Origin of the sequence: Sabulicella flocculans, from assembly GCF_045449635.1 — a bacterium.
Taxonomy (GTDB): domain Bacteria; phylum Pseudomonadota; class Alphaproteobacteria; order Acetobacterales; family Acetobacteraceae; genus Roseococcus.
Genome location: NZ_JBJJBR010000016.1, coordinates 1 through 24649 on the forward strand (window position 1 = coordinate 1; position 24649 = coordinate 24649).

The window sequence follows — 24649 nt, forward strand, 5'->3', positions numbered from 1 at the left end:
GGGCGGCGCGCGGCGCCCGGCGCGCGGCCAGCAGGGCGGCCAGCAGGGCGGCCCAGGCCAGCAGCAGCGGCGGCAGCAGCTGCGCCGTCAGCACCGCCTGCGGCGTCACGCGGCGCGGGCCCTCACGCCGCCGCCTCGGCCACCGGCGCGGCCGGGGCCAGGGCCTCGCCGCCGCGCACCTCGCGCCAGGAGGCGGGGCGGCCGCCGATCTCCTCGCGGAAGAAGGCGTAGTACTCGTCCAGCCAGGCCAGGAAGCGGCGCAGGTCCTCGGCGGTGCGCACGTAGGGGGTGTTGCCCGCCTCCAGCGAGGGCGAGTGGTAGGTCAGCACGAAGACGCGGTGCCCCCCGGCGCGCATCGCCCGCGTCAGGCGCTTGGCTTCGGCCACCGTCATGCCCTCGGGGCTGAGGCGGATGCGCTCCAGCAGCCCGGCCCGCGCGACGGCGCTGGGCAGGGACAGGGCGGTGGGCAGCGGGCGGAACAGCCGCGACGCCAGCTGCGGGCTCACCACGCCGGCCAGCCGCCCCACCAGCGCGGCCGAGACCGGGATCTCCAGCAGGCTGCGCTCGGCGTCCAGCCAGAAGGGGCGGGCGGACAGGCGCCAGAACCCGGCCGGGTCCGGGCAATTGCCCGCGGGCCAGCAGGGCACCACGCTGGTGTCGGCCAGGTAGCCCAGCCGGCGCAGGATGTCGGCCGTGCGGGGGCCGACGCCGAAGCGGCCGGCGCGGAAGATGCGCGGGCGGGTGCCGAAGGCCTCCTCCAGCGTCTCGGTCAGGCGGTGGGCCTTCTCCAGCTCCAGCCGCGGCTCCAGGCTGCCGACGAAGCTGTGCGCCTCGTTCACCTCCTCCTCGTAGGGCGGGGTCACCCAGGGGTGCAGCTGGGCGCCCAGCTCGGCCACCCCCGCCGCGATCAGCTCGCGCAGGGGGGCGCGTCCGGCGTCCTGCGCCGCCACCGGGAAGTCGGCGAGGTAGAGCGGGCGCACGCCGTGGCGCTCGAAGACGCGGTGCGCCAGCACCTGGGCGCGCATGGAGCGCACCTCGGTGTTGGCGCGGTCGAAGGGGCGGCCCCAGTCGAAGGATTCCTCCGCGTCCACCATGGTCAGCAGCAGCGGCTGCTCGCCCGGCGGCGGCGCGGCGGGGGAATGGAAGCGGCGGTCGAGCACGGAGGCGCCGGTGCCCAGCCCGGTGGGCGGCTGCTCCGCCGGCGGCTCGGGCACGTCGAAGCCGTAGACCTGGAGGTAGCCGGCGGCGATGCGCCCCATGCCGAAGCGCGCCCGCGCCAGCGCCTGCCCCGCCGCGCCCAGCCGGGCGCGCAGCGCGCCGTCGCGCGCCAGCCGCACGCAGGCCGCCACCAGCCCGGCCTCGTCGTCAAAGGGGAAGCCGGTCTCGCCCTCCACCACGAAGTCCTCGTTCACCCCGGGCAGGCGGCGCGCCACCACGGGCAGGCCGTGGGCCATCGCCTCGGGCACCACCGTGCCGAAGCCTTCCAGCCGCGAGGCGAAGGCCAGCAGGTCGGCCGCGGCGAAGAAGGGGTGGGGGTCGTCCTGCTTGCCGGCGAAGTGCACCGCGCCTTCCAGCCCCAGCGCCGCCACCCGCGCGCGCAGGGCGGCGACGTAGTCGGGCTCCAGCTCCGGGCCCACCAGCACCAGCCGCGTGCCGGGTGCCGCGGCGCGGATGGCGGGCAGCGCCTCCACCAGCGCCAGCGGGTCCTTGCGGGCGCACAGCCCGCCGACGAACAGCATCACCGCATCGCCGGGCGCGGCGCCGATCTGGGCGCGCACCGCGCCGCGCCGCGCCGCCGCGCCGGGCGGGATGGTGATGCCGCAGGGCAGCAGCCGGCAGCGCGCCGGATCGCCCACCACTCCCAGCGTCTCCTCGTGCAGGCGGGGCGAGATGCCGACGAAGGCGTCGAACAGCGCGCGGAAGCCGCGCAGCGCCAGCGGGCGCAGCCCGGGCCGGTAGCGGCGCACCAGCCCCGGGACGCTGTCGTCCAGCGTGGCCGAGAGCACGAGGCGCCGGCCGGCCAGCCGCACCAGCAGGTAGGACAGGAAGTACCAGTCCGCGTGGGTGCGGACATGCACCACGTCGTAGCGCCAGACATGGCGCAGGAACCAGCCCAGCAGCGCCAGGTGGTGCAGGAAGGCCCCCTGCGGCTGGCGCGACAGGTAGGCGACGCGCCCGAGCGTGGAGCAGGCGTCCTCCGGCGCGCGCGCCGGCGCGGCGGTGCGGGTGACCAGCAGCTCGTGCTCCACCCCCGGCGCCAGCTCCTGCATCACGGCGGAGGAGCGCTCCAGGAACACGCCCTCGCCCGTGAAGTCGGGGCGGTAGAACTTCAGCACGTGCAGGACGCGGCGGGGGCGGCTCATGGGCGCGGGCCGCCCGCCACGGGGCGGGCGCAGGGGTGGGCGGGCCGGTGCGTCATGCCTTCCTCCTGCGGCGCAGCCGCTCCAGCGCGCCCAGCGCCAGGTTCGCCAGGCGCCGCTCCGCCCCCGGCGGGGCGCCGCACAGCCGCCACAGCAGGAACTGCGTCCCCAGGTGCAGCGCGGCGCCCAGCGCGGCGAAGGCCAGCAGGCGCCCCAGCGCCGGCAGCAGCCCCGCCCCTTCCGGCCAGGCGGCGCGCAGCGCCAGCACGCCCGCGGCCATGGCGGCGGCGGCGGCCAGGGTGCGCCAGGTCCGGGCGGGCAGCGCGCCCAGCCCATGGCCCAGCGCGCGCGCCACCAGCCACTGCCAGAACGCCAGCCCCGCCAGGGCCGACAGCGCCAGCGCGCCCAGCAGCCCCTCCATGCCCCACCACCAGGCGCCCCCCAGCAGCAGCGCGGTGCGCAACGCGGCCACCAGGCAGAAGGCCAGCGCGGTGTCGCGGTAGCGCTCGAAGATGGCGAAGATGCTGAACACCGCGTTGGAGAAGTTGTCCGCCAGCGCCACCAGGGCGATGGCCGCGATCATCGGCCAGGTGCCTTCCCAGCGCGGGCCCAGCGCCACGCGCTCCAGCTCCGGCGAGACCAGGGCGATGCCCACCGAGATCGGGCAGATCACCGCGAACAGCAGGGCCTGGCTGTCGAGGTAGGAGCGCGCCAGCGCCGCGCGGTCGCGCGCCAGCTCGGCGTAGCCGGCCAGCAGGGGGGCGCGGGTGGGGGCGGCGATCTCCGAGACCGGCACGGTCGCCACCTGCTGCGCCAGGTTGTACTGGCCCAGCGCCGGCAGCCCCAGCAGGCGCCCGATGATCAGGCTGGCGCCCTGCATCTCCATCACCATGGCCATGTTGAACACGGTGCCCCAGCCGCTGAAGCCCAGGAAGTAGCGCCAGTTCCACAGGCTGGGCCGCGGGCGGTGCGGCGCCAGCGCGTAGCCCAGCGGCAGGGCCAGCAGCTTGGCCGCCAGCGTCCCCAGGATGATGGCCCAGTAGCTCTGCCACAGCACGGCCAGGGCCAGGGTGGCGCCGAAGTTCAGCAGCCGCGTGGCGACCTGGTAGGTGGCGAAGCGGTCGAAGCGGAACTCGCGCTGCAGGCGCACCAGGCCGATGCTCACCAGCCCGTCCAGCGCCACGCCGGCCGCCACCGCCAGCAGCACGGGGCCGATGCGCGCATCCCCCAGCAGCGCGGCCTGCCAGGAGGCGGTGCCCGCCACCGCCAGCGCCAGCAGCAGGCAGCGCAGCAGGTTCAGCGTCCAGGCGGTGTCGTAGTGCCCGCGGGTGATGTCGGGCGTGCGGATCAGCAGGGTGGCGTAGCCGGTGTTGGTGACGGCGTCGGCGATGGCGAAGGCGGCCAGCGCCAGGGCGACCAGGCCGAAATCCTCCGGCATCAGCAGCCGGGCCAGCACCAGGGTGGAAACGATGCTGAGGCAGCGGATGGCCAGCCGCCCCGCCATCATGAAGGCGGCGCCGGCCATCACGCGCCGGCCCAGCGGCGCGGCGGCCACCGCGCTCATGCCATCGCCGCGGCCGGCAGCGTCGGCGCGGCCGGCGCCTGGGCCAGCCAGCCCTCCAGCACCAGCAGCTGCCACAGCGGCTGGGCGTGGTCGAAGCGGCCCGAGGCGTGCTCGTCGGCCAGGCGCAGCAGGGCGGTGCGGTCGAACATCCCCGAATCCAGCATGGCCGGCCCGGCGAGGCGGGCGCGCAGCTCCGGCGCGCGGGCGCGGAACTCGGCCGCGATGTCGTCGGCGAAGCCGCGCTTGGCGCCCCACAGCAGCTCGGCCGGCAGGTCCGCCGCCATGGCGCGGCGCAGCACGTGCTTGCCCACCCCGCGCTGCAGCTTGAGCGAGGCCGGCAGCGCCATGCCCCATTCGACGAGGCCGTGGTCCAGGAAGGGCGCGCGCAGCTCCAGCGAGACGGCCATGGCGGTGCGGTCGGTCTTCACCAGGATGTCGCCGGGCAGGTAGGTGGTCACGTCGGCGTACTGGGCGGCCTGCAGGGGCGCGTCGGGGTCGCAGGCGCCGATGGCGGCCGCGAAGCGCGCCGCGGGGTCGTGCCCGTCCAGCGCGGCGCGGAACCCCGGCGCGTAGAGGGCGTGGCGGCGCGCGCCCTCCAGCTTGCAGGCCATGCTGTAGTAGCCCATGGCGCTGTCCAGGCCGAGCTCGGTCAGGGTGCTCTTGGCGCGCAGCCAGCGCGGGGCGCGGTCCAGGCGCGGGTACAGGGCGGCCAGCCGCGCCACCACGCCGCGCCGCACCGGGGCGGGCAGGAAGGCGCGCGCCGCCTCGGCCAGGGCGTGGAAGCGGTGGCGGCGGTAGCCGGCGAACACCTCGTCCCCGCCATCGCCCGACAGCGCCACGGTGACGTGCCGCCGCGCCAGGCGGCAGACCGCCAGGGTGGGCACGGCGGAATGGTCGCCGAAGGGCTCGCCGAACAGGGCGGCGATGCCGCGGGCGGCGCCCAGGTAGTCGGTGGTGCCGGCCTCCTGGTGATGGGCGGCGCCGACGCGCGCGGCCACGGCGGCGGCCATCGGGCGCTCGTCCCCCGCGCCGGGGAAGCCGATGGTGAAGGCATCCAGCGGCGCGCCGCCCTCCTCCCGCCGCGCCGCGGCGGCGAGGCTGACCACGGAGGCGGAATCCACCCCGCCCGACAGGAAGGCGCCCAGCGGCACGTCGGACATCAGCTGCGCGCGCACCGCCGCGTCCAGCCGCGCGCGCAGCGCGGCGGGGGCCTGCGCGGCGTCCACCCCGCGGGCGGGCGAGGTGGGCGCCGACCAGTAGGCGCGCGGCTCCGGCCGCCCGGCCTCGCCGCGGCGCAGCAGCAGGAAGTGCCCGGCCGGCAGGCGGCGGATGGCGGCATAGGCGGTGGCGGGGTCGGGGATGTAGCCCAGCGCCAGGAAATCCTCGATGGCGGCGGGGTCGGGGCGGCGCGACACCTCGGGCAGGGCGAGCAGGCCGGCGATTTCCGATGCGAAGGCAAGGGAACCATCTGGCAACCAAGCGTAGTGCAGGGGTTTCTCCCCTAGCCTGTCGCGTGCGAGCAGGAGTTCGCCGCGACCGGCGTCCCACAGGGCGAAGGCGAACATCCCTTGCAGCTCATCCAACGCCGCGACGCCGTATTCGCGCCACGCATGGAGAATCGCCTCGGTGTCGGAGCGGGTGCGGAACTGGTGGCCGGCCGCCTCCAGCCGCCTACGCAGTGTTGCGAAATTGTAGATCTCGCCGTTGAACGAAATGGTGAGGCGGCCATCGGTGGTGGACATGGGCTGGGCGCCGCCGGCCAGGTCCACGATGGAAAGGCGGCGATGCCCCAGGCCCAGGTGGGGCTCCACGTGCAGGCCCATCCCGTCGGGGCCCCGGTGGGCCATGGCCTCGGCCATGGCGCGCAGGCGGCCCTCGGCGGGTATTTCGGGAGAGGAGGATTGGAAGATTCCGTTGATGCCACACATCGAAGTCTCTCCCAGCCGGATTCCGGAGCGGGCCACGGCACCAACGCGCCCCGGCAGGTTAGCGGAATTTTTCCTTTTTTGGAGCATTCCTGGGGTGCCTGCATGATCGGGGAAAACCTCCTCCCCCATATGCAACCAAAAATTGCTCAACCCTTGCGCGTGTTGACCATGTCATGCTTAGTTTCAAACGCGTGATTGCGGAGCGGAAAAGGTGCAATCGTGACGTACATGGCAAAGTCCTCAACCCTGGCGGGTGACGCCGCCCTCCAGACCGAAGCCGACTTCGCGCCGCGGCGGCGGCTGGCATGGCCGGCGGCCATCCTCGCCATCCTCGGCTTCAGCCTGGTGCTGTGGGGCATGCTGCTGATGGGCATCGGCGCCCTCATCGGCTGACGCCGGCCGCGGGGCTGCCGGCGCGCAGCCACGCCACCACCTCGCGCAGCCCTTCCGCCAGCGGCTGCGCCGCGCCCAGCCCCAGTTCCCTTTCCGACAGCGCCGGATCACCGAAGGATTCGCGGATCTCCCCCGCGCGGGGCGGGCCGTGCCGGATGTCCGGCGCCACCCCGCAGGCCGCGGCCACCGCCTGCGCCAGGTCCAGCACGCTGGTCGGCCGCCCGGTGCACACGTTGAACACCGGCGCCGCCACCGAGGCCGCGCGCATCCCCCCCAGCAGCGCCGCCACCACCTGCGCCACCGGCACGAAGTCGCGCGTCTGCCGCCCGTCGCCGTGGATGGTCACCGGCTCCCCCGCCGCCATCCGGCCGCAGAAGATGGAGATCACCCCCGAATAGGGCGAGCGCGGGTCCTGCCGGGGCCCGAACACGTTGAAGAAGCGCAGCCCGCAGCTGGGCACCCCGTGCACCGCCCCGGCCACGCGGGCGTGCTGCTCGCTGCCCAGCTTGTCGGCGCCGTAGGAGGAGAGCGGGCGCGGCACCGCGGCCTCGGTGATCGGCATGCGCGCCTGCTCGCCGTACACCGCGGCGGAGGAGGCGTAGGCCACCGGCACCCGCCCGGCCCGCGCGGCGTCCAGCACGGTGATGGTGCCGCCCAGGTTCACCCGGTGGGTGCCCAGCCAGTCGCGCAGGCCGAGTTCCACGGAAGCGATGGCGGCCAGGTGGAAGCAGCCATCCACCCCCTCCATCGCGCGCCGGACCAGCGCCGGGTCGGCCACGTCGCCCTCCAGCAGGTCGCAGCCGGGCAGCAGGTTGTCGCGCAGGCCGGTGGACAGGTCGTCCAGCACCCGCACCCGGTCGCCGCGCGCCAGCAGGGCGGAGGCGAGGTGCGAGCCGATGAAGCCGCAACCGCCGGTGATGAGGTAGAGCGCCAAGTTCGCCGCCTGTCTATCGTTCTGGTTGCAGACTACCGCGTTGATGCACGTGCGGAAAAGGTGGCTCAGCCCAGCCCGGCGCGGTGGCGGTAGTAGGCGGCCAGGCGGTCGTAGAGCCGCCGCGGCTTCAGCGCGACGAAGTGCGGGAAGGTGGGCGAAAGGCGGTCCACCTGCCGCGGCAGGAAGGGCAGGCCCCACAGGTGCCGCGCCCCCTTCCAGATGGTGCAGCGCCCGCGTTCCGGGGCGATGTCGAACCACAGGGCGCGCCAGGTGGACACCATCCAGGAATCCTCGCCCCGGTTGGCCACGTTGGCGCAGTCCATCCCCAGCCGGCCCATGTACAGGCCCAGGTAGAGCTCGAAGGACTGGCTGTTCGGCCCCTTGTAGTTGGTGACCGACAGCTCCTCCATCTTGTCGAGGTAGAAGGCTTCCAGCCCGGCGAAGAAGGCGCGCCCCTCGGGGGTGCGGGTGAAGTGGAACACCCCGGCGTTCATCTGGATCAGGTAGTCCTGCCCCTGCGCGCGCAGCAGCTCCGACACCTCGACGCCCTTCCATTCCCCCGCGCGCTTGGCCCCGCCGGTGACGGAGAAGGGCCGCGTCTCGCAGGCGCGCCACCAGCTGTCCACGTCGTCCTTGGCCAGCAGGCAGTCGGCGTCCACGAACATGGTGCTGTCGTAGGGCGACAGGTCGAAGACGCGGATCTTGTTCATCACGTGCGGGAAGCGCGTGTCCCCGGTGATGCCGACCACGTGCTCGAACAGCGCCGCCTCCGGGCCCCGCGGCTCCTGCCCGCGGTCGCAGACCAGGCACACTCCCCGCCCGGGGTCGGTCACCCGCAGGGAGGCGGCGAGGTTGACCGCCATGGCGGTGTATTTCGCGTCGCCCGTCGCCAGCACGATGTAGCCTTGCCGCACGTCGCATCCTGTCGCCGGAAGGGGGTGGGGCGCGGCTCCGCGCCGGGCGCCGGGCCCGTGGGGGATGCTAGCCCCCGTGCTGCAACTGCGAAAGGCCCCCTTAACGCCCGTTCATGAAAATGCGCGCCTTGCCCGCGGCGTGAGGCCATGCGAGGCGGAACGCGCATTCCCGAAGGGAACGGCCATGGACGAAGCCCCGGCAACCCCCCTGCCCACCACCGCCACCCCTGCCGCCGCGGCCCTGCCGGCGCGGCTGAGCGTGGTCATCCCCTGCTTCAACGAGGCCGCCAACGTCCCCGAGATGGTGCGCCGCCTCGACATCGCCCTGGCCGGCACCGCCTGGGAGGCGGTGTTCGTGGACGATGACAGCCCCGACGGCACCGCCGCCGCCGCCAAGGCGATCGCCGCGCGCGACCCCAGGGTGCGCTGCATCCGCCGCGTCGGCCGGCGCGGCCTCGCCTCGGCCTGCATCGAGGGCATCCTGTCCTCCTCCGCCCCGCACGTCGCGGTGATCGACGGCGACCTGCAGCACGACGAGGCGCTGCTGCCCGCCATGCTGGCCCTGCTGGAGGGCGGGGAGGCGGAGCTGGTCATCGGCTCGCGCCACGTGGAGGGGGGCAGCGCCGCGGCGGGCTTCACCGCCCTGCGCGCCCGGCTGTCGGAGGCCGGCACGGCGCTGGCCGCGCGCATGCTGCCCATGCCGGTGAGCGACCCGATGTCGGGCTTCTTCGCCCTGCGGCGCGAGGTGTTCGAGGCGCTGGTGCCGCGGCTGAACGGCACCGGCTTCAAGATCCTGCTGGACGTCATCCTCTCGGCCGGGCGGCCGCTGCGGGTGCGCGAACTCGCCTACGGCTTCCGCGCCCGCCAGGCGGGCGAGAGCAAGCTGGACGCCACCGTGCTGGTGGAGTTCCTGGGCCTGCTGCTGGACAAGGCGATCGGCGGCGTGCTGCCGCTGCGCTTCCTGGCCTTCGCCGCGGTGGGGCTGGTGGGCGTGCTGGTGCACATGGCCGTGCTCTCGCTCGCCTTCGGGCTGCTGGGCCTGGGCTTCGGCCCGGCCATGGCGCTGGCCACGCTGGTGGCGATGACGGTGAACTTCGTGGTCAACAACCGCCTGACCTACCGCGACCGGCGGCTGCGCGGGGTGGCCATGCTGCGCGGGCTGGCGCTGTTCTACCTGGTCTGCGGCATCGGCGCGCTGGCCAACAACGGCGTCGCCGCCCTGCTGTTGGAGGGCGGCGGGCTGGGCTGGGGCCTGGCCGGCGTGGCGGGGGCGGTGATGACCGTGGTGTGGAACTACGTGATGTCGGCCACGCTGGTGTGGCGGGCGCGCTAGGCGCCCCTCAGCGCCGCACCCGGTACAGCGCCGCGAAGCCGGTGTCGGCCAGCAGCTCCAGCCGGTCGGGCAGGAAGCGCGCGGCGTCGCCGGCGGCGCGGCTGTGCAGCACCAGCACGTGGTCGAACCGCGCCTCCCAGCCGCGCCAGGGCTCCAGCAGGGCGGGCGGCACGCCGGCGGGCGGCGGGGCGGCGGGGTCCAGCACCGTGCGGTCCGGCAGGGCGTGCCAGCGCGAGGGGGTGAAGTCGGCGATGGCCGGCCCGCGGATGATCGGCTGCTGCCCGGCGATGGCGAACAGGCCGGGCCAGGAGGCGCCGCGCTCCAGCGCCACCAGGGCGCCGGTGTGCGCCTCCGTGCGGAACCACAGGAAGCTCAGCAGGCGCCGCCCCTCCTGGTCGAGGAAGTAGCGGGGGTTGGCGGCGCGCTCCACCGTCGCGGTGGCCAGGCGGGCGCCGGGCGGCAGCGTGGCCACCGCCTGGCGCAGCGCCTGCAGGTCGCGCGCCGCGCCCTGCCAGGCCAGCGCCAGCAGCCACACCCGCAGCAGCAGCAGCGCCCCCGCGCCCAGCGCCAGCGCCCCGGAGGCGCGCCGTCCCAGCCGCGGCCGCAGCCCCGCGAACAGCAGCAAGGCGGCGAACAGGGTGAAGCGCGGCTCCAGGAAGGCGCCGCCGCCCACCTCCGTCGGCACGACGGCGTAGAGCAGCAGGCAGGCCAGCGCCGCCAGCGCCGAGCCCGGATGCACCGCCGCGCGGCGCCCCAGCAGCAGCCCCGCCGCCGCCAGCGCCACCAGCCCCGCCGCCAGCAGGTCCCACCGCGCATGGTAGGCGGCGAAGGGCACCGGCAGCCGCTCCAGCCGCTGCCAGGCGGTGCCCCATTCCAGCGCGCCGCCGCCGGGCGCGGCCAGGGCGTGCAGCGCCAGCACCGGCAGCAGCGCCAGCCCCGCCAGCAGCCCGTGCCCGACGAAGCGCCGCAGCGCCGCCCCGCCCTGCGCCCGGTCCTCCCACAGCCGCCCGGCCTCGTGCGTCGCCACCAGCAGGAACAGGAAGCCGGTGGCGACCAGGTGGCAGAGGAAGGCCGCCGCCCCGCCCAGCGCCAGCGCCAGCGCCGCCAGGCCGGGGCGCCGCGGCGCCAGGCGCATCCAGGCCGCGGCCACCCCGAAGGCCAGGCCGGTGCCCAGGATGAAGTTCACGAAGCCCAGCAGCAGCACCCCGTTCCAGGCCAGCAGCGCCGCGGCCCAGGGCCACCAGCCGCGGCCCTCCGCCGACCCGAAGGCGGCGCGGTGATAGGCCACCACCCCCAGCACCGGCAGCGCCGCCGCCAGCGCCAGCGCCAGCCGCCCCGCCGCGTGCAGCGGCAGCACCGCCAGCAGCGGCGGCACCAGCAGGTCCATCGCCAGGTTGGGCAGCACCGCCCAGCGCACCGCGTAGTCCGCCGCCAGCCCCGGCGCCTGCCCGGCCAGCAGCGCCATGCGCGCCAGGTGGTTGGGGTAGTCGGCCAGGGGCGGCACCTGCACCAGCAGCAGGGGCAGCAGCGCCAGCAGCAGCGCCGGCACCCCCCAGGCCCAGCCCTTTGGCCCGCCGCCGGGGTCCGTGGCAGGATGGGCAGGCAGGCGCGGAGGCTTCATGGCGGCATCATCGGGGCGCTGGCCCTCCGAGGCAAAGGCCCGGCCCGCGCCGTGACGCCGTTTCCGCCCCCCGGGGCCGACGCCGCCCTGCCCGCGCCGGCGGAGGAGTTCTTCCTGTCCCGCCCCTGGTTCACGCTGGCCGCCGCCGCCGCCCTGCCCCCCGGCGCCCGGCCCGAGGCGCGGGAGGCGCGGGGGCTGTGGCTGATGCTCCGCCGCCAGGGCCGGCGGCTGGACAGCCTGTGCACCCCCTACAGCCAGGGCTGGGCCCCGCTGGCGGCCCCCGGGGCCGACTGGCACGCCGCCGGGGAGGCGCTGGGTTCCTTGTGGCGCGGCGCGCCGCCCGGCGTGCTGGAGGGGCTGGACCCCGCCCTGCCCGGCCTGCCCGCCTTCGCGGAGGGGCTGCGCGCCGCCGGCCTGCGCACGCGCCGCTTCGCCCAGGCCGGGCAATGGCACGAGGCCTGGCCGGACGGCATCGGCTGGGAGGCCTACCTCGCCGCGCGCCCGCCGGCGCTGCGCAACACCCTGCGCCGCAAGCTGGCCCGCGCCGGGCGGGATTTCCGCTTCGCCCTGCACGACGCCCCCGGCGCCGGGCTGGAGGACGGCATCGCCGCCTTCGAGGCGGTGCGCGCGCGCTCCTGGAAGCCGCACGAGCCCTTTCCGGCCTTCGACGCCGCCGCCATGCGCGCCGCCGCCCCGCTGGGCCTGCTGCGGCTGGGCGTGCTGGAGGACGGCGCCGGCCGCCCGGTGGCGGCGCAGTACTGGCTGCTGGACCGCGGCGGGCGCCGCGCCACCGTTCCCAAGCTGTTCCATGACGAATCGGCCCGCGCCGCCTCGCCGGGCTCCGTGCTCACCGCCCTGGTGCTGCAGGGGCTGCTCGGGCGCGACGGCGTGCGGGAGCTGGATTTCGGCCGCGGCGACGACCCCTACAAGGCGCTGTGGGTGGCGCGGCGCCGGCCGCGCCAGGGGCTGCTGCTGGCCGATCCGCGCCACCCGCTGGGGCTGCTGGCCCTGGCCCGGCACGCGGCCGGGGCGGCGCGGCGGCGCTGGCGCGCGGTTGCCCCGCGGCGCGCGCCGGGCGAAACCGCCGAGGGCATGACGACGGGAAGCGCCGCGTGAAGATCCTGTACTCCCATCGCATCCAGTCGCGCGACGGCCAGGGGGTGCACCTGGACGCGCTGGTGGCCGCCCTGCGCCAGGCGGGGCACGAGGTGCGCCTGGTCGGCCCGCCCTCCTACGAGGCCGCCAGCCTGGGCGGGGAAAGCCGCGGCATCGCCCGGCTGCGCCGGCTGCTGCCCCGCTGGGCGGCCGAGCTGGCCGAGCTGGCCTACTCGGTGCCCGCCTACCTGCGCCTGCGCCGCGCGGCGCGCGAGTTCGGCCCGGACGCCATCTACGAGCGCTACAACCTGTTCTTCCTGAGCGGCGCCGTGCTGGCCCGCCGCCTGGGCCTGCCCTTCCTGGTGGAGGTGAACGCCCCCCTGGCCGAGGAGCGCGGCCGCTTCGGCGGCCTGGCCCTGCCCGGCCTGGCGCGCTGGAGCGAGCGCTTCGTCTGGCGCCGCGCCACCCGGGTGCTGCCGGTGACGGAGGTGCTGGCCGGCCACGTCGCCGCCGCCGGCGTGCCGCGCGCGCGCATCGCGGTGATCCCCAACGGCATCGAGCTGGAGGAATTCCCCGACCCCCTGCCCGCGCCGGGCGGCGACCCGCTGGTGCTGGGCTTCGTGGGCTTCGTGCGCGACTGGCACGGGCTGGACGGCGTGGTGCGCGGCATCGCCGCCTGGCAGGGGCCGCCCGCCCTGTCCCTGCTGGTGGTGGGCGAGGGCCCGGCGCGGCCCGGGCTGGAGGCGCTGGCGCGCGAGCTGGGCGTGGCGGACCGGGTGCGCTTCACCGGCCTGGCCCAGCGCGAGGACGTGCCCGGCCACGTCGCCGGCTTCGACATCGCGTTGCAGCCCGCCGCCGTGCCCTACGCCTCGCCGCTGAAGGTGTTCGAGTACATGGCCGCCGGCCGCGCCATCGTCGCCCCCGACCAGCCCAACCTGCGCGAGGTGCTGGCGGACGGCCGCACCGCCCTGCTGTTCGACCCCGCCGCGCCCGGCGCGCTGTGGGCCGCCATCGGCCGGCTGGCCGCCGATGCCGGGCTGCGCGCGCGCCTGGGCGCGGCGGCGCGCGCCGAGGTGCTGGCGCGCGACCTCACCTGGGCCGGCAACGCGCGCCGCGTGGTGGCCCTGCTGGAAGGGGACGCGCGGTGAGCGCCGCCTCAGCGCGCCTCCGGCCCGCCCAGCGGCACCACCCGGCCCCGCAGCTGGTTGCCTTCCAGCCGCACCGGCGCCGCGGTGCGGTTGAACACGAAGAACACCGGCGCCTCCAGCCGGCTCTCGAAGCGGTTGCCCTCGATGACCAGGGAGCGCGTGGGGTGGCGCACCCCCTCGGCGCCGATCATCACCGCGGTGAGGGGGTTGTCCGTGCGCGGGCCCTTCACCAGCGTGTTGCCGCGCAGCAGCAGGTCGCCGCCATTGGGCGTGTCCACCAGGTAGGAGGTGAGGCTGTCCGGCCCGTCCTCCACCACGCTGTCCGACAGCTCGGTGCGCGCGGCACGGGACTTCAGGTGGTGGCAGACCCGGGTGTCGGCGAAGCGGCTGCGGCGCACCACCACCTCCGCCCACTGCCCGGCGTAGATGCCGTGGGCGCATTCGCGCAGCAGGGCGCCGTTGCGCAGGAAGGCGCTGTCCTCCACCACCAGCCGCCAGCCCGCCCCGGAGGGCGAGGTGAGGATGCCGTTCTCGTTGTCCTCGAAGCGCGAGGCGAGGACGGTGAGGTCGCCGCCCTCGGCGCGGATGCCGGCGCCGTTGCCTTCCGCCGCGCGGGCGCCGCGGAAGGTGAGGCCGCGCACCACCAGGCCGGGCGCGGCGGCGACGAACAGCCCCTTTCCGGCGCAGACCGGGCCGGTGATGACCGGCGCCGCCCCCTCCATGGCCGCCACCGTCACCCCCGGGGCGCGCCAGACCGCGCAATCCGCGTAGGTGCCGGCGGCCAGCAGCACGGTGTCGCCCGGCCCGGCCCGCGCGGCAGCCTCCGAGGGCAGGCGCAGCGCCTCCCCGGGGCCGACGCGCCAGGTTTCCGCCGCCGCGGGCGCGGAGAAGGCGAGCAGGAGCAGCAGGGCGGGGCGCAGCATGGCAGGGAGCCTAGCCCGGCCGCCCCCCGCCCGCGCAACGCGCCCGCCTGGATGCCGCGGTGAGCGCGCCGCGCATCCTGCACGTCTTCCCCTCCTTCGCAGTGGGGGGGGCGCAGGTCCGCGCCGCGGCGCTGATGAACCACTGGGGCGGCGCCTTCCGCCACCTGGTGGTGTCGCTGGACGGGCGCATGGACTGCCGGGAGCGGCTGCGCCCCGGGCTGGCGGTGGAGGCCCTGCCCTTCCCCGCCCTGCCCGGCGAGGCGCTGCCCGCCCGGCTGCGCCGCATCCGCCGCACCCTGGCCGCGGCGCGGCCCGACGCGCTGGTCACCAGCAACTGGGGCAGCATCGAGTGGGCGATGGCCAACCTGTGGCCGCCGCGCCTGCCGCACCTGCACATGGAGGACGGCTTCGGCCCGGACGAGGCCGCGGGCCAGCTGCCCCGCCGGGTCTGGACCCGCCGGCTGGTGCTGCGCCGCTCGCGCGTGCTGCTGCCCTCGCGCACCCTGCTGGGGGCGGCGCGCGGGCTGTGGCGCCTGCCGGAGGCCCGGCTGCTCTACGTGCCCAACGGCATCGACCTGCGGCGCTTCTCGCCCGACGGGCCGCGCGCGGCGCTGGAGGTGCCGGGCGAGGGGCCGCTGGTCGGCACGGTGGCGGCGCTGCGGGCGGAAAAGAACATCGCCCGCCTGCTGCACGCCCTGGCCCTGGCCCGCGCCGGCGGCGCCGCGCTGCGCCTCGCCGTGATCGGCGAGGGACCGGAGCGGCCGATGCTGGAGGCCCTGGCCGGCGAGCTGGGCCTGCGGGGCTGCACGCGCTTCCTGGGCCACGTGCCGGACCCCGCCGCCGCCTACCGCGCGCTCGACCTGTTCGCCCTGTCCTCCGACACCGAGCAGATGCCCTTCTCCGTGCTGGAGGCGATGGGCACCGCCCTGCCGGTGGCGGCGACGGCGGTGGGCGACGTGCCCACCCTGCTGGCCGAGGGCAACCGCCCCTTCGCGGTGGCGCTGGACCCTGCCGCCCTGGGCGGGGCGCTGGCCGGGCTGGCGAGGCTGGAGCCGGCGGCGCGCCACGCCCTGGGCGCCGCCAACCGGGCGCGCGCCGAGGCCGAGTTCGACGAGGAGGTGATGGCAGCCCGCCACGCCGCGCTGTGGCGCGGCGATGACGGAATCCTTTACAATGCCAGAGGGAGCAGCTGATTTTCCCCATTTCTTCAATGGGTTCCATTTTGGCATGGCGCTTGCTATCCGGGTGGGCCGGGCGATGGCGGTCCCGCACCGCCCCCACGGCTTCCTGAGGAGAGAACCAACATGACGACGCTCAAGAGGACGCTGGCCGCCGCCGCCCTCGCCACCGCCTTGGCGGGCACCGCCCAGGCGGCCCTGGTGGAGGTCACTTCCAAGCCCGTGGCCACCGGCGCGATGACGGTGGTCTTCGCCTTCGTCGAGGCGGCCGACCGCAGCACGCTGCAGTGGACGCAGAGCGGCCCGCCGGCGGCGACGCTGATCACCAACAACGGCGCCGGCGCCTCCGCCCTCGGCACCACCGTCGCCGGCTTCGGCGCGGCGGGCGTGGTGGACTTCATCCTGGACAACACCAGCCAGGGCTACAGCTTCACCGCCGGCGTGCGCGACCTGCCGAACCCGCCGGGCGACGGCCTCTACCACGCCAAGACCAGCGCCAACTTCGCCGATTTCGGCGTGGGCGCGCTGAGCGCCGCCGCCAGCACCGCCATCGCCACCGCCCGCACCAACACGGGGCAGCAGGGCATCTTCATCGGCTTCGAGGACCGCCGCGGCGGCGACTACGACTACAACGACCTGATCTACTGGTTCTCCTCCGTGCGCGTCGTGGACGCGCCGGCCCCGGCGGCGCTGGGCCTGTTCGGCCTGGGCCTGCTGGGCCTGGGGCTGATGCGCCGCCGCGCCTGAAGCGCGCCGCAGCGGACAATGGAGGGGGCGCCCGGCAGCACCGGGCGCCCCTTTTTCATGTCCGCCCGGCGAGGTGCCGGCATGCCCCGGGGCCACGGATGGGCGGCATGGCCGGTGCCCAGACGCGCCGGGCGCCGAAGCAACGCAAAAGGCCCCGCCGGAGCATCCTCCGGCGGGGCCCGCCCCATGTGCGGCAGGGGATGCGGCGTCAGCCCGCCTTGCGGCGGCGGGCGGCGGCCAGGCCCAGCAGGCCCAGGCCGAACAGGCCCAGCGCCGCCGGGGCCGGCGCGTCCACCGGCGGGTTGCCGGCGATCACGTAGACCTGGTCGATCACCACGTCCTTGGAGGGGCTGAGGGCGGTGTTGAAGGTGAAGGACACCAGGTAGTTGCCCGCCGCGGCGATGGTGGTGGAGCCGGCATAGGTCTGCCAGGTCTGCGCCGGCAGGGTGGAGGCGGCGAAGTTGGCCAGCGTCACGCCCGCGATGCTGCCGACGAAGGTGGCCTCGCCCGCATTGGCCTGGCCATTGGCAGGCAGGTAGGCGCTGAAGCCGATCTGGTAGGTGCCGGGGCTCAGGAAGACCGTCTGCGACAGGGTCTCGTTCGTGGAGAAGTCATCCACGAAATAGGCCGCGCGCGCGCCGACCGGGTCAGGCGAGTTGGTGAAGTCGTTGTTGGGCGGCACCGCCTCGCCGAAGGCGCCGGTCGGGTAGCCCGAGGCCGAGTTGTAGAAGATGGCCACGGCCGGGAAGCCGCCACCGGCCGAGCCGGACAGCGTCCAGCCCGCCAGCCCGCTTTCGAAGGAGCCGTTGCTGACGATGTTGGCGGCGGAGGCGGAGCCGAGGCCGGCCAGCAGCCCCAGGGCGGAACAGGCGGACAGCAGGGTGGTGCGCAGCATGGGGATCTCCCGGAGATGGACGCGGTCTGCCGGGTGGGCAGCAAGAACCGGGCCATCTCAAAAACCGGCCTTTGTCCTCGCTTTTCCGCTCACCCTCCCCCGGGCTGTAAACTTCCCCGACGCCGCAGCCGCGCCAGCAGGCCGCGCGGCGACCAGGGGCGCACCAGCTCCACCCAGGCGAGGTCGGCGCCGCCACCCGCCAGGCTGGCCTTGTAGCGCTGGCCGCCGGCCAGCAGGTCGTACTGCGCGTCGCCGCGGTCCAGGGCGCGGGCGATGGCCTGGTGGTGGCAGGTCAGCCCCGGCTTCATGCGGGTGTCGGCCTCGGCGGCCCAGCCGGCCTGGTAGGCGAAGACCCGCCCGGCGCGGCGCAGGTTGTGCAGGATGCCCACGGTGGCGCCGCCCGCGCTCACCCGCAGCAGCTCCAGCTCGCCGCGCGCCAGCAGGCGCTGCGCCAGCTCGGCGTGGAAGCGCCGCAGCCAGGGGGTGGCGAAGGCCCCCTGCCCGCCCCAGCGCCGGTCATGCAGCGCCATCATCTCCGTCAGCAGCGCCGCCGCCTCCGCCGGGGTGGTGGCGGCCCGGGCCTCCAGGGCGCCGCGCGCGGCGTAGAGCCGGTCGGAGCGGCGCAGCTGCTGGCGCGTGTTGGCGCTCAGCGTCGCCAGCCAGCCGCCGGCCGCCCGCGCGGCGGCGAGGTCGATGCAGGGCGAGGGGCGGAGCTGCCGGCGCCACGCCACCCCGCCCGCCGCCTCCGCCAGGGCCGGCGGCACCCCGGGCAGCACCAGCCGCCCCGCCTGGCCCCAGGCGGCGCGCAGCAGGGCCGCGGCCGTGCCCGCGGGCGCCCCGGCGGCGACCAGGGGGGCGTTGTGCTCGATGAAGGGGCGGTCCAGCGCGGGGTCGCCGCTGGCGTGCAGGTGCAGCGCCCCGCCGCGGCGGTTGAACAGCGCCAGCCCCACCGTGTGCCCCCCGGCCACCGCGCGCGCCAGGACAGGGCGGTCGTAGCGCTCTCCGGCGAGGCAGCCGACCCAGCCCCAGCCCTGGAAGGGGGTGAAGTCGGCCGCGCGCTCCAGCGCCTCCCACTCGGCCGCCAGGGCGGCGGGGTCGGCCAGGGGCGCGACGGCGATCTGCGGCGCGGGGTGGATGCGGGCGGCCGCCGTCTAGGCGGCGCGCAGCTTCGCCGCGGCGCCCGGCAGGCGCCCGCGCTCGGGCATCGGCGCCGGCGAGGGCATCAGCGTCAGCGCCTCGTCGTCCACCTGCACCCGCGCCTCAGGGTAGCTGGCCAGCGCCAGGGCCAGCGCCTCGCGCGCGTGGGCCTTGAACTGGCGCGCATGGGTGAAGCCCGAGCCGAACTGCCGGTGCAGCGCCGGCCAGGGCACCCGGGTCGGCCGCTCGAGGTGGTGCAGCCGGTAGGCGAGCCAGATGTAGAGGTCGATCGCCATGGAGCGGCCCGACATGGCGCGGATCGCCGCCTCGCGCACCGGCAGCGGGTGGCGGATCAGCGATTCGAAGAACACCTCGTCCAGCAGCACCGTCTCGCGCCACAGCGACATCTGGCTGCCGGTGTCGCGGGCGGGCAGGATGGCCTCGCGCACGAAGGAGCCGTTGAGCACCGCCTCGCCGTTCTCGCTGATGCGGTAGAAGGTCAGCCGGCACATGCTCAGCCGGCGGCTTTGCTCGCGCACCGCCTCGTAGCCCTTGCCGCCGCTGTTCAGCCCCATCGCCTTCAGCCAGGAATGCATGGAGCGGCCGAGCTCGACCTCGCGCGAGCGCGTCTTGATCGCCTCCGTCTGCAGGTAGAGCAGGATCAGCCGGGCGACGTAGCCGTAGGGGATGCCCACCACGCTTCCCGCATGGGTCTTGCCGCTCTCGATGCGCAACCGGACGTCGGCGCCGTCGCGCACCCATTCCGCCTGGTCCACCCGCTTGTGCGGCAACGCCGTCATCGCGAAGCCGGCATGGACGTAGCCGGGCGCGCCCTGCTCGTCGGCCATCACCAGGTGCGCCGCCTCGACGCAGCGCCGGTCCAGGCTGGTCTGCGCCGCCTCCAGCGCCCTTTGCCGCCCCAGGCGCTCGACCTTGCCGAGCAGGCGGCCCTCCAGCGCGTCCTCGGAGCCCACGGAGATCGGCCACCCGGCATCGGCGAGTTCGTTCATCGGCGCGCAATCTGCCCAGCCGCCCGACCCGCTGCAATTCGTACTTTGCCGACGCCCCCCGGCAGGCGGGCGGGGGCGTTCGTACTCTGCCGACGCTCCTAGAGAAACTATTAGATTCTACTATTAGGTGCGTCACCAAAGTACGGGGGACGAATCCGGTTTGCGTCACCAAAGTACGAAGTTCCGTCGGTAAGGTACGAATCCCCTGTGGATAACCCCGGCGTCCCGCCGCCCTCGCGGGCGTCGGCAAAGTACGAATCCCCGGACTTCGTACTCTACCGACGCTGCCGCGCCTCCTGCCCCGGAACCCTGCCGCCCGGGCAGGCTAGCGGCTGCCACGGCGGCGCGGCGCCGGGGCCTCGCGCAGGTCCTCCGGGGCTACGGCGAAGCCCATGGCGGCCAGCGCGCGGCAGACCAGCACCTTCTGCGTCACGCCCTCGGCGCGCGCCCGGTCGGCGAGCTGGTCGCCCAGGGCGCGGCGCACGCGGATGTTGAGCTGCACCAGCGCCGCCTCCGCGGCTGCCGGCGGCGGCGCGGCGCGGGGCAGGGTGGCGGGGGGCAGGCCGGCGGCGTCGGCCACCGCCTGCGTCACGGCCAGCGCGTCGCGCGCCGAAGGCCGGGCGATGGCCGGCTTCAGGCCCTTGTTGGACATCCACCCCTCCATGAAGCTAGCACGTAGCGCATAGCACATAGCGGCTATGGCCTACAGCCTATGATCTATGACCGATGGCCTGCGGGCTGGGAGCGCCGCGCGGCCGGCAGCCAGCCCAGGCCGCGCAGCTCCTTCACCAGGGCGGCCAGTTCTTGCCCGGCCTCGCCGCCTGCCGGCAGCCGGCCGGAGAAGGTCATCTCCGCGAAGGCCACGCGGTCGCCCAGCCCGGCCTCCGTGCGCGGCAGCCCGGCGGCGTCCAGCTCCGCCAGCGCGTGGCGCGACACCGCGGTGAACTGCTTGAGGCGCGAGGGCACCACCCGCGCCGGGATGGCGCGCCGCGCCGCCCGCGCCGCCCCCTCCACCAGCTGCAGGGTGCGCGCCGCCTGCTCCACGTCGGCGCGGCTGGGCGTGCAGGGCACCAGCACGGCATCCGCCGCGGCGATGGCCAGCAGGGCGGCGCGGTTGCCGAAGCCGGCGGTGTCCACCAGCACCAGCTCCACTTCCGGCGCCAGCTCGTCGATCGCCGCGGCCAGGCGCGCCTCGTCGGCCTCGGCGCGCACCATCACCGCCGCCCCCTCATAGGCCTCTTCCGACCAGGAGGCGTAGGCGCGGTTGGGGTCGGCATCCACCACCGCCACCCGCACCCCCTCGGCCGCCAGGCTGCCGGCCAGCGCCATGACCAGGGTGGTCTTGCCCGCGCCCCCCTTGGTGGAGGCCACCGTGAGCACCGTCGCCGCCATTGCCGCAAACCCCCGCGTCCCGTTTCCCGCGGTTAGCAGCCCGCGGCGGCGTGCTGCAAGCTAGCTGGAGGATGATAGCCTAGCTAGCTGCTAGCTCGTAGCGCCAATGGGCGGGAAGCCGTGGGGCGCGAGGGACAGGTCTCCCGGCGCCGCCGGAAGCGACGGCCCGCCGCAAGCCAGCTGGCGGGCGATAGTTCGGCTATCTGCTAGCGACTAGCGTTGCTGGGCGGGAGGTCGTAGGGCCCCAGGAACAGGTCGCCCAGCGCCCAGCGGCGCCGGAAGGTGCGCCAGCGCTGCGCCCGGTGGTGCGCGCGGTCATGCGCCAGGTGGCAGCGCTGGCACAGGGCGCGCAGGTTGCGCAGCCGGTTGTCGCGCGGGTCGTGGTTCAGGTGCGCGGCCGCCAGCACCACGAAGGTGGTGCGGCTGGCCGCTGCCTCCGTCAGGTCGGGCCAGCGCGCCGGGCGGTTGCGGCCGTCCCGCCAGGTGCGGCTCGCCTCGTCCCACCAGCGGCCATCGGGCAGGCAGCGCAGGCGGCAGGCATGCGGGCGCCCGCAGCGCTCGCAACGGCCGCGGGCGCGCACGAAGCGCACCTCGGCGCTTAGGGCTTTCCAATGCGGCGGGTAGAGGGGGCGGAACTCGGCGCGGATCGGCATGGCGGGACGAGTCTAGGGCCTTGATTCGGCGAAGTGAATCGCCCTTTCACGCCAGCCCGGCCGCCCGCGCCCGCGCCACCAGTCGCGCCACGCTGGACGGCGCCCAGCCGGCGCCGCCGCGCCGGGGCCGCAGCCGCAGCCGCTCCAGCGCCGCGCCCAGCGCGCGCAGGGTCATGCCCGGCGTCTGGCCCAGCAGGGCCGCCACCGCGCGCACCGCCTCATCCGGGTCGGGCGGCGCCGGCGGGCGGGGGGCGGGGCGGGGCTCCAGCAGCGCCGCCGGGGCCAGGCCGGCGCGCGCCAGGCTGCGGGCGGCGCGGCGCAGGCGCTCCGGGCTCCAGCTGCCCTGTCCGGACAGGTGGCGGTTCACCCCCGCCGCCGCCTCCTCCCAGCCGCAGCCTTCGGCGCGCAGCCGCACCAGCAGGGGCAGCCAGGCCTCGGCGCCGTCCAGCAGGCGGGCGCGGTGGCGGGCGTCGCGCGCCTGGCGCAGCCGGGCCACCGCCTCCGGGTCGCGCGCGCGCAGCCCGGGGTGGCCGCCGCGCCGCCCCTCGCGCGCCGCCCGGGCCAGGCCGGAGCGCACGCGGTCGCGGATCAGCGCGCGCTCGAACTCCGCCACCGCGCCCAGCATCTGCAGCATGAAGCGTCCCTGCGGCGTCGCGGTGTCGATGGGGTCGCCCAGCACGCGCAGGAAGGCGCCGCGCGCCTCCAGCCCGCGCACCACCTCCAGCAGGTGCTCCAGGGAGCGCGCCAGCCGGTCCAGCTTGGTGACCACCAGCGTGTCGCCGGGGCCCAGGGCGCGCAGCAGCCGCGCCAGCACGGGCCGCGAGCGGTCGGCGCCGCTGGCGCGCTCCTCCACCAACTCGGCGACGCCGGCGGCGCGCAGCTCGTCCACCTGACGGCGGGTGCTCTGCTCCTCGGTGGAGACGCGGGCGTAGCCGATGGGGCGGGGCGGTTTTCCATGGCTCATGACGCTTCCAAACACATCTTTGGAAACGTTTCCAGTCCGTTCCGGGCCTCCCGGCAGCCGCCCTCGCCTTCGCCAGCCTTGCCACAATCACGCTGGCGCAGGAGGATTCCACCATGCTGGGCGAGGAGCAGCGCGGAGAGGACGGGGCAGGGGAAGCGTGGCGCCGCCTCGCCTATGCCTGCCCGGCCGACCTCGCCGGGCTGCGGGACCGCGCCCTGCTGCTGCTCGCCGCCGCCGGGCTGCCCGAGGCCGCCATCCTCCGGCTGGACGCCCAGCACCTGCGCCCGGCGGCGGGCGGCCTGCTGCTGCGCCTGGCGCGCGCCGGCGCCGGCGCCGACGCGGTGGGGGAGGAACGGCGCGCCCCGCCCGAGGCCGCCGCCGCGCTGGAGGCCTGGTGCGCCGCCGCCGCGCTGCGCTTCGGCCCGGTGTTCTGCAAGGTGTCGCATGCCGGCACGCCGCAGCGCGGCCGCCGCCTGGCCGCCGGCGCGCTGCGGCGGGTGCTGCGGCGCCGGGCTGGCCGGTGAGCCGCCACACCGACTGGCTGTACCACCACCTGCGCGCCGAGGGGCCGCCCGCGGCGGTGGCCGCCTTCCGCGCCGCCGCCGCCGGCCCGGGCCTGCTGCCCTGGGAGGACGAGCTGGGGCCGGCGGAGGAGGACTGGTTCCTTCGCGCCATGGTCCAGCCCCCCGGCCGCCGCCGGCTGGGGCTGGAGGACACGCGGCGCCTCGCCGCCCTGCTGCGCGGGGCGCTGGAGGAGCGCCGCGCCCGCCGCCCGGCCCTGCCGGCCCGCGTGGCCTTCGACCTGCACGCCTTGCTGCCGGTGCCGCCCGCCCTGCTGCGCCGCGGCCCCGAGGACCCGGCGGCCCTGGCCTGGCTGCGCGCGCATTGGGGGGTCACGCAAGGGCTGCGCGGCGTGGTGGAGCTGCCGCCCGCCCGGCGGGACCGCCCCCGGCGGCACCTGCCCGGGCTGTTCTGGGTGGGGTTCTTCTCTGCCGACTGGTCGCCCTGGCCGGCCCTGCTGCGGCTGCGCGCCGGCCATCCCGCCCTGCAGCTGACGCTGCGCCCGCTGTATGACGGCGCCTGACCCCGCCTTGCCGGAGGAGGTCCTCGTCCTGCTGCGGCAGGGCCGGGCCGGGGCGGCCGCGGCGGCGCTGGAGGCCGCGCTGCGCGGCGGACGCCTGCCGCTGGCCCGGGGGGCGGCGTGGCTGGTGGCGGCGGCGACGCTGCTCGCCCAGCAATCCCGCCTGCTGTTGCCGGCGGATGCACCCGCCGCCGTGCCGCCCCGGCCGGGATCGTCACTGGCGCGCGCCCAGGCGGCGCGCCTGGCCGATTGGCTGGAGGCCCGCCCCCAGCTGGGCCGGGAGCGCTTCGCCCGCGGCCGCCCGGAGGCCGGCACGCCGCCGGCGGAAGCCGACTTCACCGACCTGCTGGCCGGGCTGCTGTGCGCGATGGAGCCGCGCCCCGCCCCGCCCTGGCGGCCGCGCCCCCCGCCGCTGTGGCAGCCGCGTCAGGCCTTGGCGCACCTGCGCGGCGTGCTGCCCGCCCTGCCAGGGCCCCGCCCGCTGGCGGCGCTGCTGCCCCGCGCCCCCGGCGCCTCCGCCCTCCAGCGCCGGGCCGCGCAGGCCAGCGGCTTCGTCGCGGCGCTGGAGCTGGCGCGGCGGGGGGAAGCCACCCTGCTGCAGGAAAAAACCTTCTCCCTCATGGCCTTGGCACCCACAATGGCAAGGCGTCGGATTTCCTGACAGTCACGAAAGTGCCAGCAAAAATCATCAATCTTTTCAGCAACATGTGACGTGGCATGGGAATTGCCAGGGCAAGGCATGTGGCTCCGCGGGTGCGGGCCTCTCGCTTGAAACGGAGGACATCATGCGTTCCCTGAAAACCACCGTCGCCGCGGCCGTGCTGGCCCTGGGCATCGCCGGCACCGCGCAGGCGGCCCTGACCCCCATCACCACCCCCCCGGTGGCTTCCGGCCCCTTCACGGTGGTCTTCGCCTTCGCCGACGCCGCCGACACCAGCGACCTGTCCTTCTCCCAGGGCGGCAACCCGCCGACGCTGCTGATCACCAACAACGGCCCCACGGCCGACCCGATCGGCTTCACCACCACCGCGGGCGCTGCCGGCACGGTCAACTTCATCCTGACCAACACCACGCAGGGCTATTCCTTCACCGCCGGCATCGTTGACCCGGTGGACGGCGTCCAGCACGCGGTGACCACCACCAACTTCGCCGATTTCGGCGTGGGCGCCCTGCCGGCCGACGCCGCCGCGGCGATCGCCGCCACCGGCCAGACCGGCATCTTCATCGGCTTCGAGGATCGCCGGAACGGCGACTACGACTACAACGACCTGATCTACTGGTTCTCCTCCGTGCGCATCGTGGACGCGCCGGCCCCGGCGGCGCTGGGCCTGTTCGGCCTGGGCCTGCTGGGCCTGGGGCTGATGCGCCGCCGCGCCTGA

The 24649-nt window shown here is 75.9% G+C and carries 24 protein-coding genes; 10 read left to right on the forward strand and 14 right to left on the reverse strand.

Annotation, left to right across the window (positions count from 1 at the left end; translation table 11 throughout):
* Positions 1–122: 122 nt before the first annotated feature.
* The 3 genes from ACI6QG_RS14290 to asnB are packed head-to-tail and all read right to left on the reverse strand — an operon-like array spanning position 123 to position 5852.
* Entirely contained in the window at positions 123–2363 is a 2241-nt protein-coding gene (locus ACI6QG_RS14290) for a glycosyltransferase (RefSeq protein WP_407025251.1), read from the reverse strand.
* A 52-nt stretch (positions 2364–2415) separates the two neighbouring features.
* The gene (locus ACI6QG_RS14295; RefSeq protein WP_407025252.1) at positions 2416–3924 is read right to left on the reverse strand and encodes an oligosaccharide flippase family protein; all 1509 of its coding nucleotides are present in this window, start codon (positions 3922–3924) and stop codon (positions 2416–2418) included.
* Complete coding sequence (asnB, locus tag ACI6QG_RS14300) at positions 3921–5852, reverse strand: asparagine synthase (glutamine-hydrolyzing) (RefSeq protein ID WP_407025253.1); 1932 nt, start codon at positions 5850–5852, stop codon at positions 3921–3923. The genes ACI6QG_RS14295 and asnB overlap by 4 nt, the downstream gene beginning before the upstream one ends.
* A 228-nt stretch (positions 5853–6080) precedes the next feature.
* On the opposite strand from asnB, the gene ACI6QG_RS14305 reads away from it, so the two are divergent.
* Complete coding sequence (locus ACI6QG_RS14305; protein ID WP_407025254.1) at positions 6081–6245, forward strand: hypothetical protein; 165 nt, start codon at positions 6081–6083, stop codon at positions 6243–6245.
* Here ACI6QG_RS14305 and ACI6QG_RS14310 read toward each other — a convergent pair.
* Positions 6235–7179, reverse strand: coding sequence for an NAD-dependent epimerase/dehydratase family protein (locus ACI6QG_RS14310; RefSeq protein WP_407025255.1), 945 nt, complete (start codon positions 7177–7179; stop codon positions 6235–6237). The two genes, ACI6QG_RS14305 and ACI6QG_RS14310, sit on opposite strands and share 11 nt — an antisense overlap.
* A gap of 65 nt (positions 7180–7244) precedes the next feature.
* Entirely contained in the window at positions 7245–8093 is an 849-nt protein-coding gene (locus ACI6QG_RS14315; protein WP_407025256.1) for a glycosyltransferase family protein, read from the reverse strand.
* 184 nt (positions 8094–8277) lie between these two features.
* Here ACI6QG_RS14315 and ACI6QG_RS14320 point away from each other — a divergent pair, with 184 nt between their 5' ends.
* Positions 8278–9426 (forward strand): glycosyltransferase, encoded by a 1149-nt coding sequence (locus ACI6QG_RS14320; RefSeq protein ID WP_407025257.1) that lies wholly within the window; start codon positions 8278–8280, stop codon positions 9424–9426.
* Positions 9427–9433: 7 nt separating this feature from the next.
* Here ACI6QG_RS14320 and ACI6QG_RS14325 read toward each other — a convergent pair whose 3' ends face one another.
* Complete coding sequence (locus ACI6QG_RS14325) at positions 9434–11047, reverse strand: hypothetical protein (RefSeq protein ID WP_407025258.1); 1614 nt, start codon at positions 11045–11047, stop codon at positions 9434–9436.
* A gap of 51 nt (positions 11048–11098) precedes the next feature.
* Here ACI6QG_RS14325 and ACI6QG_RS14330 point away from each other — a divergent pair, with 51 nt between their 5' ends.
* Together ACI6QG_RS14330 and ACI6QG_RS14335 are read left to right on the forward strand one after the other, a co-directional pair.
* A complete protein-coding gene (locus tag ACI6QG_RS14330) occupies positions 11099–12163 on the forward strand; it encodes a GNAT family N-acetyltransferase (RefSeq protein ID WP_407025259.1) in 1065 nt (354 codons plus the stop codon).
* Positions 12160–13290, forward strand: a complete 1131-nt coding sequence (locus tag ACI6QG_RS14335; protein WP_407025260.1) for a glycosyltransferase family 4 protein — start codon at positions 12160–12162, stop codon at positions 13288–13290. Before ACI6QG_RS14330 ends, ACI6QG_RS14335 begins: the two co-directional genes overlap by 4 nt.
* An 8-nt stretch (positions 13291–13298) precedes the next feature.
* Here the strand turns inward: ACI6QG_RS14335 and ACI6QG_RS14340 are convergent, their stop codons facing one another.
* Positions 13299–14213, reverse strand: a complete 915-nt coding sequence (locus ACI6QG_RS14340; protein WP_407025261.1) for a right-handed parallel beta-helix repeat-containing protein — start codon at positions 14211–14213, stop codon at positions 13299–13301.
* Positions 14214–14272: 59 nt separating this feature from the next.
* On the opposite strand from ACI6QG_RS14340, the gene ACI6QG_RS14345 reads away from it, so the two are divergent.
* Together ACI6QG_RS14345 and ACI6QG_RS14350 are read left to right on the forward strand one after the other, a co-directional pair.
* Positions 14273–15406: a glycosyltransferase gene (locus tag ACI6QG_RS14345; protein WP_407025262.1), complete on the forward strand. Its 1134-nt coding sequence runs from the start codon at positions 14273–14275 to the stop codon at positions 15404–15406.
* 111 nt (positions 15407–15517) lie between these two features.
* Positions 15518–16138 (forward strand): PEP-CTERM sorting domain-containing protein, encoded by a 621-nt coding sequence (locus tag ACI6QG_RS14350; RefSeq protein ID WP_407025263.1) that lies wholly within the window; start codon positions 15518–15520, stop codon positions 16136–16138.
* Positions 16139–16346: 208 nt separating this feature from the next.
* Here ACI6QG_RS14350 and ACI6QG_RS14355 read toward each other — a convergent pair whose 3' ends face one another.
* From ACI6QG_RS14355 to ACI6QG_RS14385, 7 genes are all read right to left on the reverse strand, one after another.
* Entirely contained in the window at positions 16347–17033 is a 687-nt protein-coding gene (locus ACI6QG_RS14355) for a PEP-CTERM sorting domain-containing protein (protein WP_407025264.1), read from the reverse strand.
* Between the two features lie 89 nt (positions 17034–17122).
* The gene (locus ACI6QG_RS14360) at positions 17123–18001 is read right to left on the reverse strand and encodes a GNAT family N-acetyltransferase (RefSeq protein ID WP_407025265.1); all 879 of its coding nucleotides are present in this window, start codon (positions 17999–18001) and stop codon (positions 17123–17125) included.
* A 183-nt stretch (positions 18002–18184) separates the two neighbouring features.
* A complete protein-coding gene (locus ACI6QG_RS14365; RefSeq protein WP_407025266.1) occupies positions 18185–19180 on the reverse strand; it encodes a replication protein RepA in 996 nt (331 codons plus the stop codon).
* A 325-nt stretch (positions 19181–19505) separates the two neighbouring features.
* Complete coding sequence (locus tag ACI6QG_RS14370; RefSeq protein WP_407025267.1) at positions 19506–19832, reverse strand: hypothetical protein; 327 nt, start codon at positions 19830–19832, stop codon at positions 19506–19508.
* Positions 19833–19897: 65 nt separating this feature from the next.
* On the reverse strand, positions 19898–20560 hold the full coding sequence (locus ACI6QG_RS14375) for a nucleotide-binding protein (RefSeq protein WP_407025268.1): 663 nt from the start codon (positions 20558–20560) through the stop codon (positions 19898–19900).
* A gap of 218 nt (positions 20561–20778) precedes the next feature.
* Complete coding sequence (locus ACI6QG_RS14380) at positions 20779–21225, reverse strand: hypothetical protein (protein WP_407025269.1); 447 nt, start codon at positions 21223–21225, stop codon at positions 20779–20781.
* Positions 21226–21271: 46 nt separating this feature from the next.
* Positions 21272–22189 (reverse strand): recombinase family protein, encoded by a 918-nt coding sequence (locus ACI6QG_RS14385; RefSeq protein WP_407025270.1) that lies wholly within the window; start codon positions 22187–22189, stop codon positions 21272–21274.
* 113 nt (positions 22190–22302) lie between these two features.
* Here ACI6QG_RS14385 and ACI6QG_RS14390 point away from each other — a divergent pair, with 113 nt between their 5' ends.
* The 4 genes from ACI6QG_RS14390 (at position 22303) to ACI6QG_RS14405 (ending at position 24649) form a co-directional block, all read left to right on the forward strand.
* A complete protein-coding gene (locus tag ACI6QG_RS14390) occupies positions 22303–22713 on the forward strand; it encodes a hypothetical protein (RefSeq protein WP_407025271.1) in 411 nt (136 codons plus the stop codon).
* A complete protein-coding gene (locus ACI6QG_RS14395; RefSeq protein WP_407025272.1) occupies positions 22710–23273 on the forward strand; it encodes a hypothetical protein in 564 nt (187 codons plus the stop codon). Before ACI6QG_RS14390 ends, ACI6QG_RS14395 begins: the two co-directional genes overlap by 4 nt.
* Positions 23260–23931 carry a hypothetical protein gene (locus ACI6QG_RS14400; RefSeq protein ID WP_407025273.1) on the forward strand — a complete coding sequence of 224 codons (672 nt, stop codon included), beginning with the start codon at positions 23260–23262 and terminating at the stop codon, positions 23929–23931. Before ACI6QG_RS14395 ends, ACI6QG_RS14400 begins: the two co-directional genes overlap by 14 nt.
* 124 nt (positions 23932–24055) lie before the next feature.
* Complete coding sequence (locus ACI6QG_RS14405; protein ID WP_407025274.1) at positions 24056–24649, forward strand: PEP-CTERM sorting domain-containing protein; 594 nt, start codon at positions 24056–24058, stop codon at positions 24647–24649.

Bases quoted from the DNA above. Each gene is read 5' to 3' on its own strand.
- ACI6QG_RS14290 (WP_407025251.1), bottom strand. From the start codon at position 2,363: ATGAGCCGCCCCCGCCGCGTCCTGCACGTGCTGAAGTTCTACCGCCCC.
- ACI6QG_RS14295 (WP_407025252.1), bottom strand. From the start codon at position 3,924: ATGAGCGCGGTGGCCGCCGCGCCGCTGGGCCGGCGCGTGATGGCCGGC.
- asnB (WP_407025253.1), bottom strand. From the start codon at position 5,852: ATGTGTGGCATCAACGGAATCTTCCAATCCTCCTCTCCCGAAATACCC.
- ACI6QG_RS14305 (WP_407025254.1), top strand. From the start codon at position 6,081: ATGGCAAAGTCCTCAACCCTGGCGGGTGACGCCGCCCTCCAGACCGAA.
- ACI6QG_RS14320 (WP_407025257.1), top strand. From the start codon at position 8,278: ATGGACGAAGCCCCGGCAACCCCCCTGCCCACCACCGCCACCCCTGCC.
- ACI6QG_RS14325 (WP_407025258.1), bottom strand. From the start codon at position 11,047: ATGAAGCCTCCGCGCCTGCCTGCCCATCCTGCCACGGACCCCGGCGGC.
- ACI6QG_RS14340 (WP_407025261.1), bottom strand. From the start codon at position 14,213: ATGCTGCGCCCCGCCCTGCTGCTCCTGCTCGCCTTCTCCGCGCCCGCG.
- ACI6QG_RS14350 (WP_407025263.1), top strand. From the start codon at position 15,518: ATGACGACGCTCAAGAGGACGCTGGCCGCCGCCGCCCTCGCCACCGCC.
- ACI6QG_RS14355 (WP_407025264.1), bottom strand. From the start codon at position 17,033: ATGCTGCGCACCACCCTGCTGTCCGCCTGTTCCGCCCTGGGGCTGCTG.
- ACI6QG_RS14365 (WP_407025266.1), bottom strand. From the start codon at position 19,180: ATGAACGAACTCGCCGATGCCGGGTGGCCGATCTCCGTGGGCTCCGAG.
- ACI6QG_RS14370 (WP_407025267.1), bottom strand. From the start codon at position 19,832: ATGTCCAACAAGGGCCTGAAGCCGGCCATCGCCCGGCCTTCGGCGCGC.
- ACI6QG_RS14380 (WP_407025269.1), bottom strand. From the start codon at position 21,225: ATGCCGATCCGCGCCGAGTTCCGCCCCCTCTACCCGCCGCATTGGAAA.
- ACI6QG_RS14385 (WP_407025270.1), bottom strand. From the start codon at position 22,189: ATGAGCCATGGAAAACCGCCCCGCCCCATCGGCTACGCCCGCGTCTCC.
- ACI6QG_RS14390 (WP_407025271.1), top strand. From the start codon at position 22,303: ATGCTGGGCGAGGAGCAGCGCGGAGAGGACGGGGCAGGGGAAGCGTGG.
- ACI6QG_RS14400 (WP_407025273.1), top strand. From the start codon at position 23,260: ATGACGGCGCCTGACCCCGCCTTGCCGGAGGAGGTCCTCGTCCTGCTG.
- ACI6QG_RS14405 (WP_407025274.1), top strand. From the start codon at position 24,056: ATGCGTTCCCTGAAAACCACCGTCGCCGCGGCCGTGCTGGCCCTGGGC.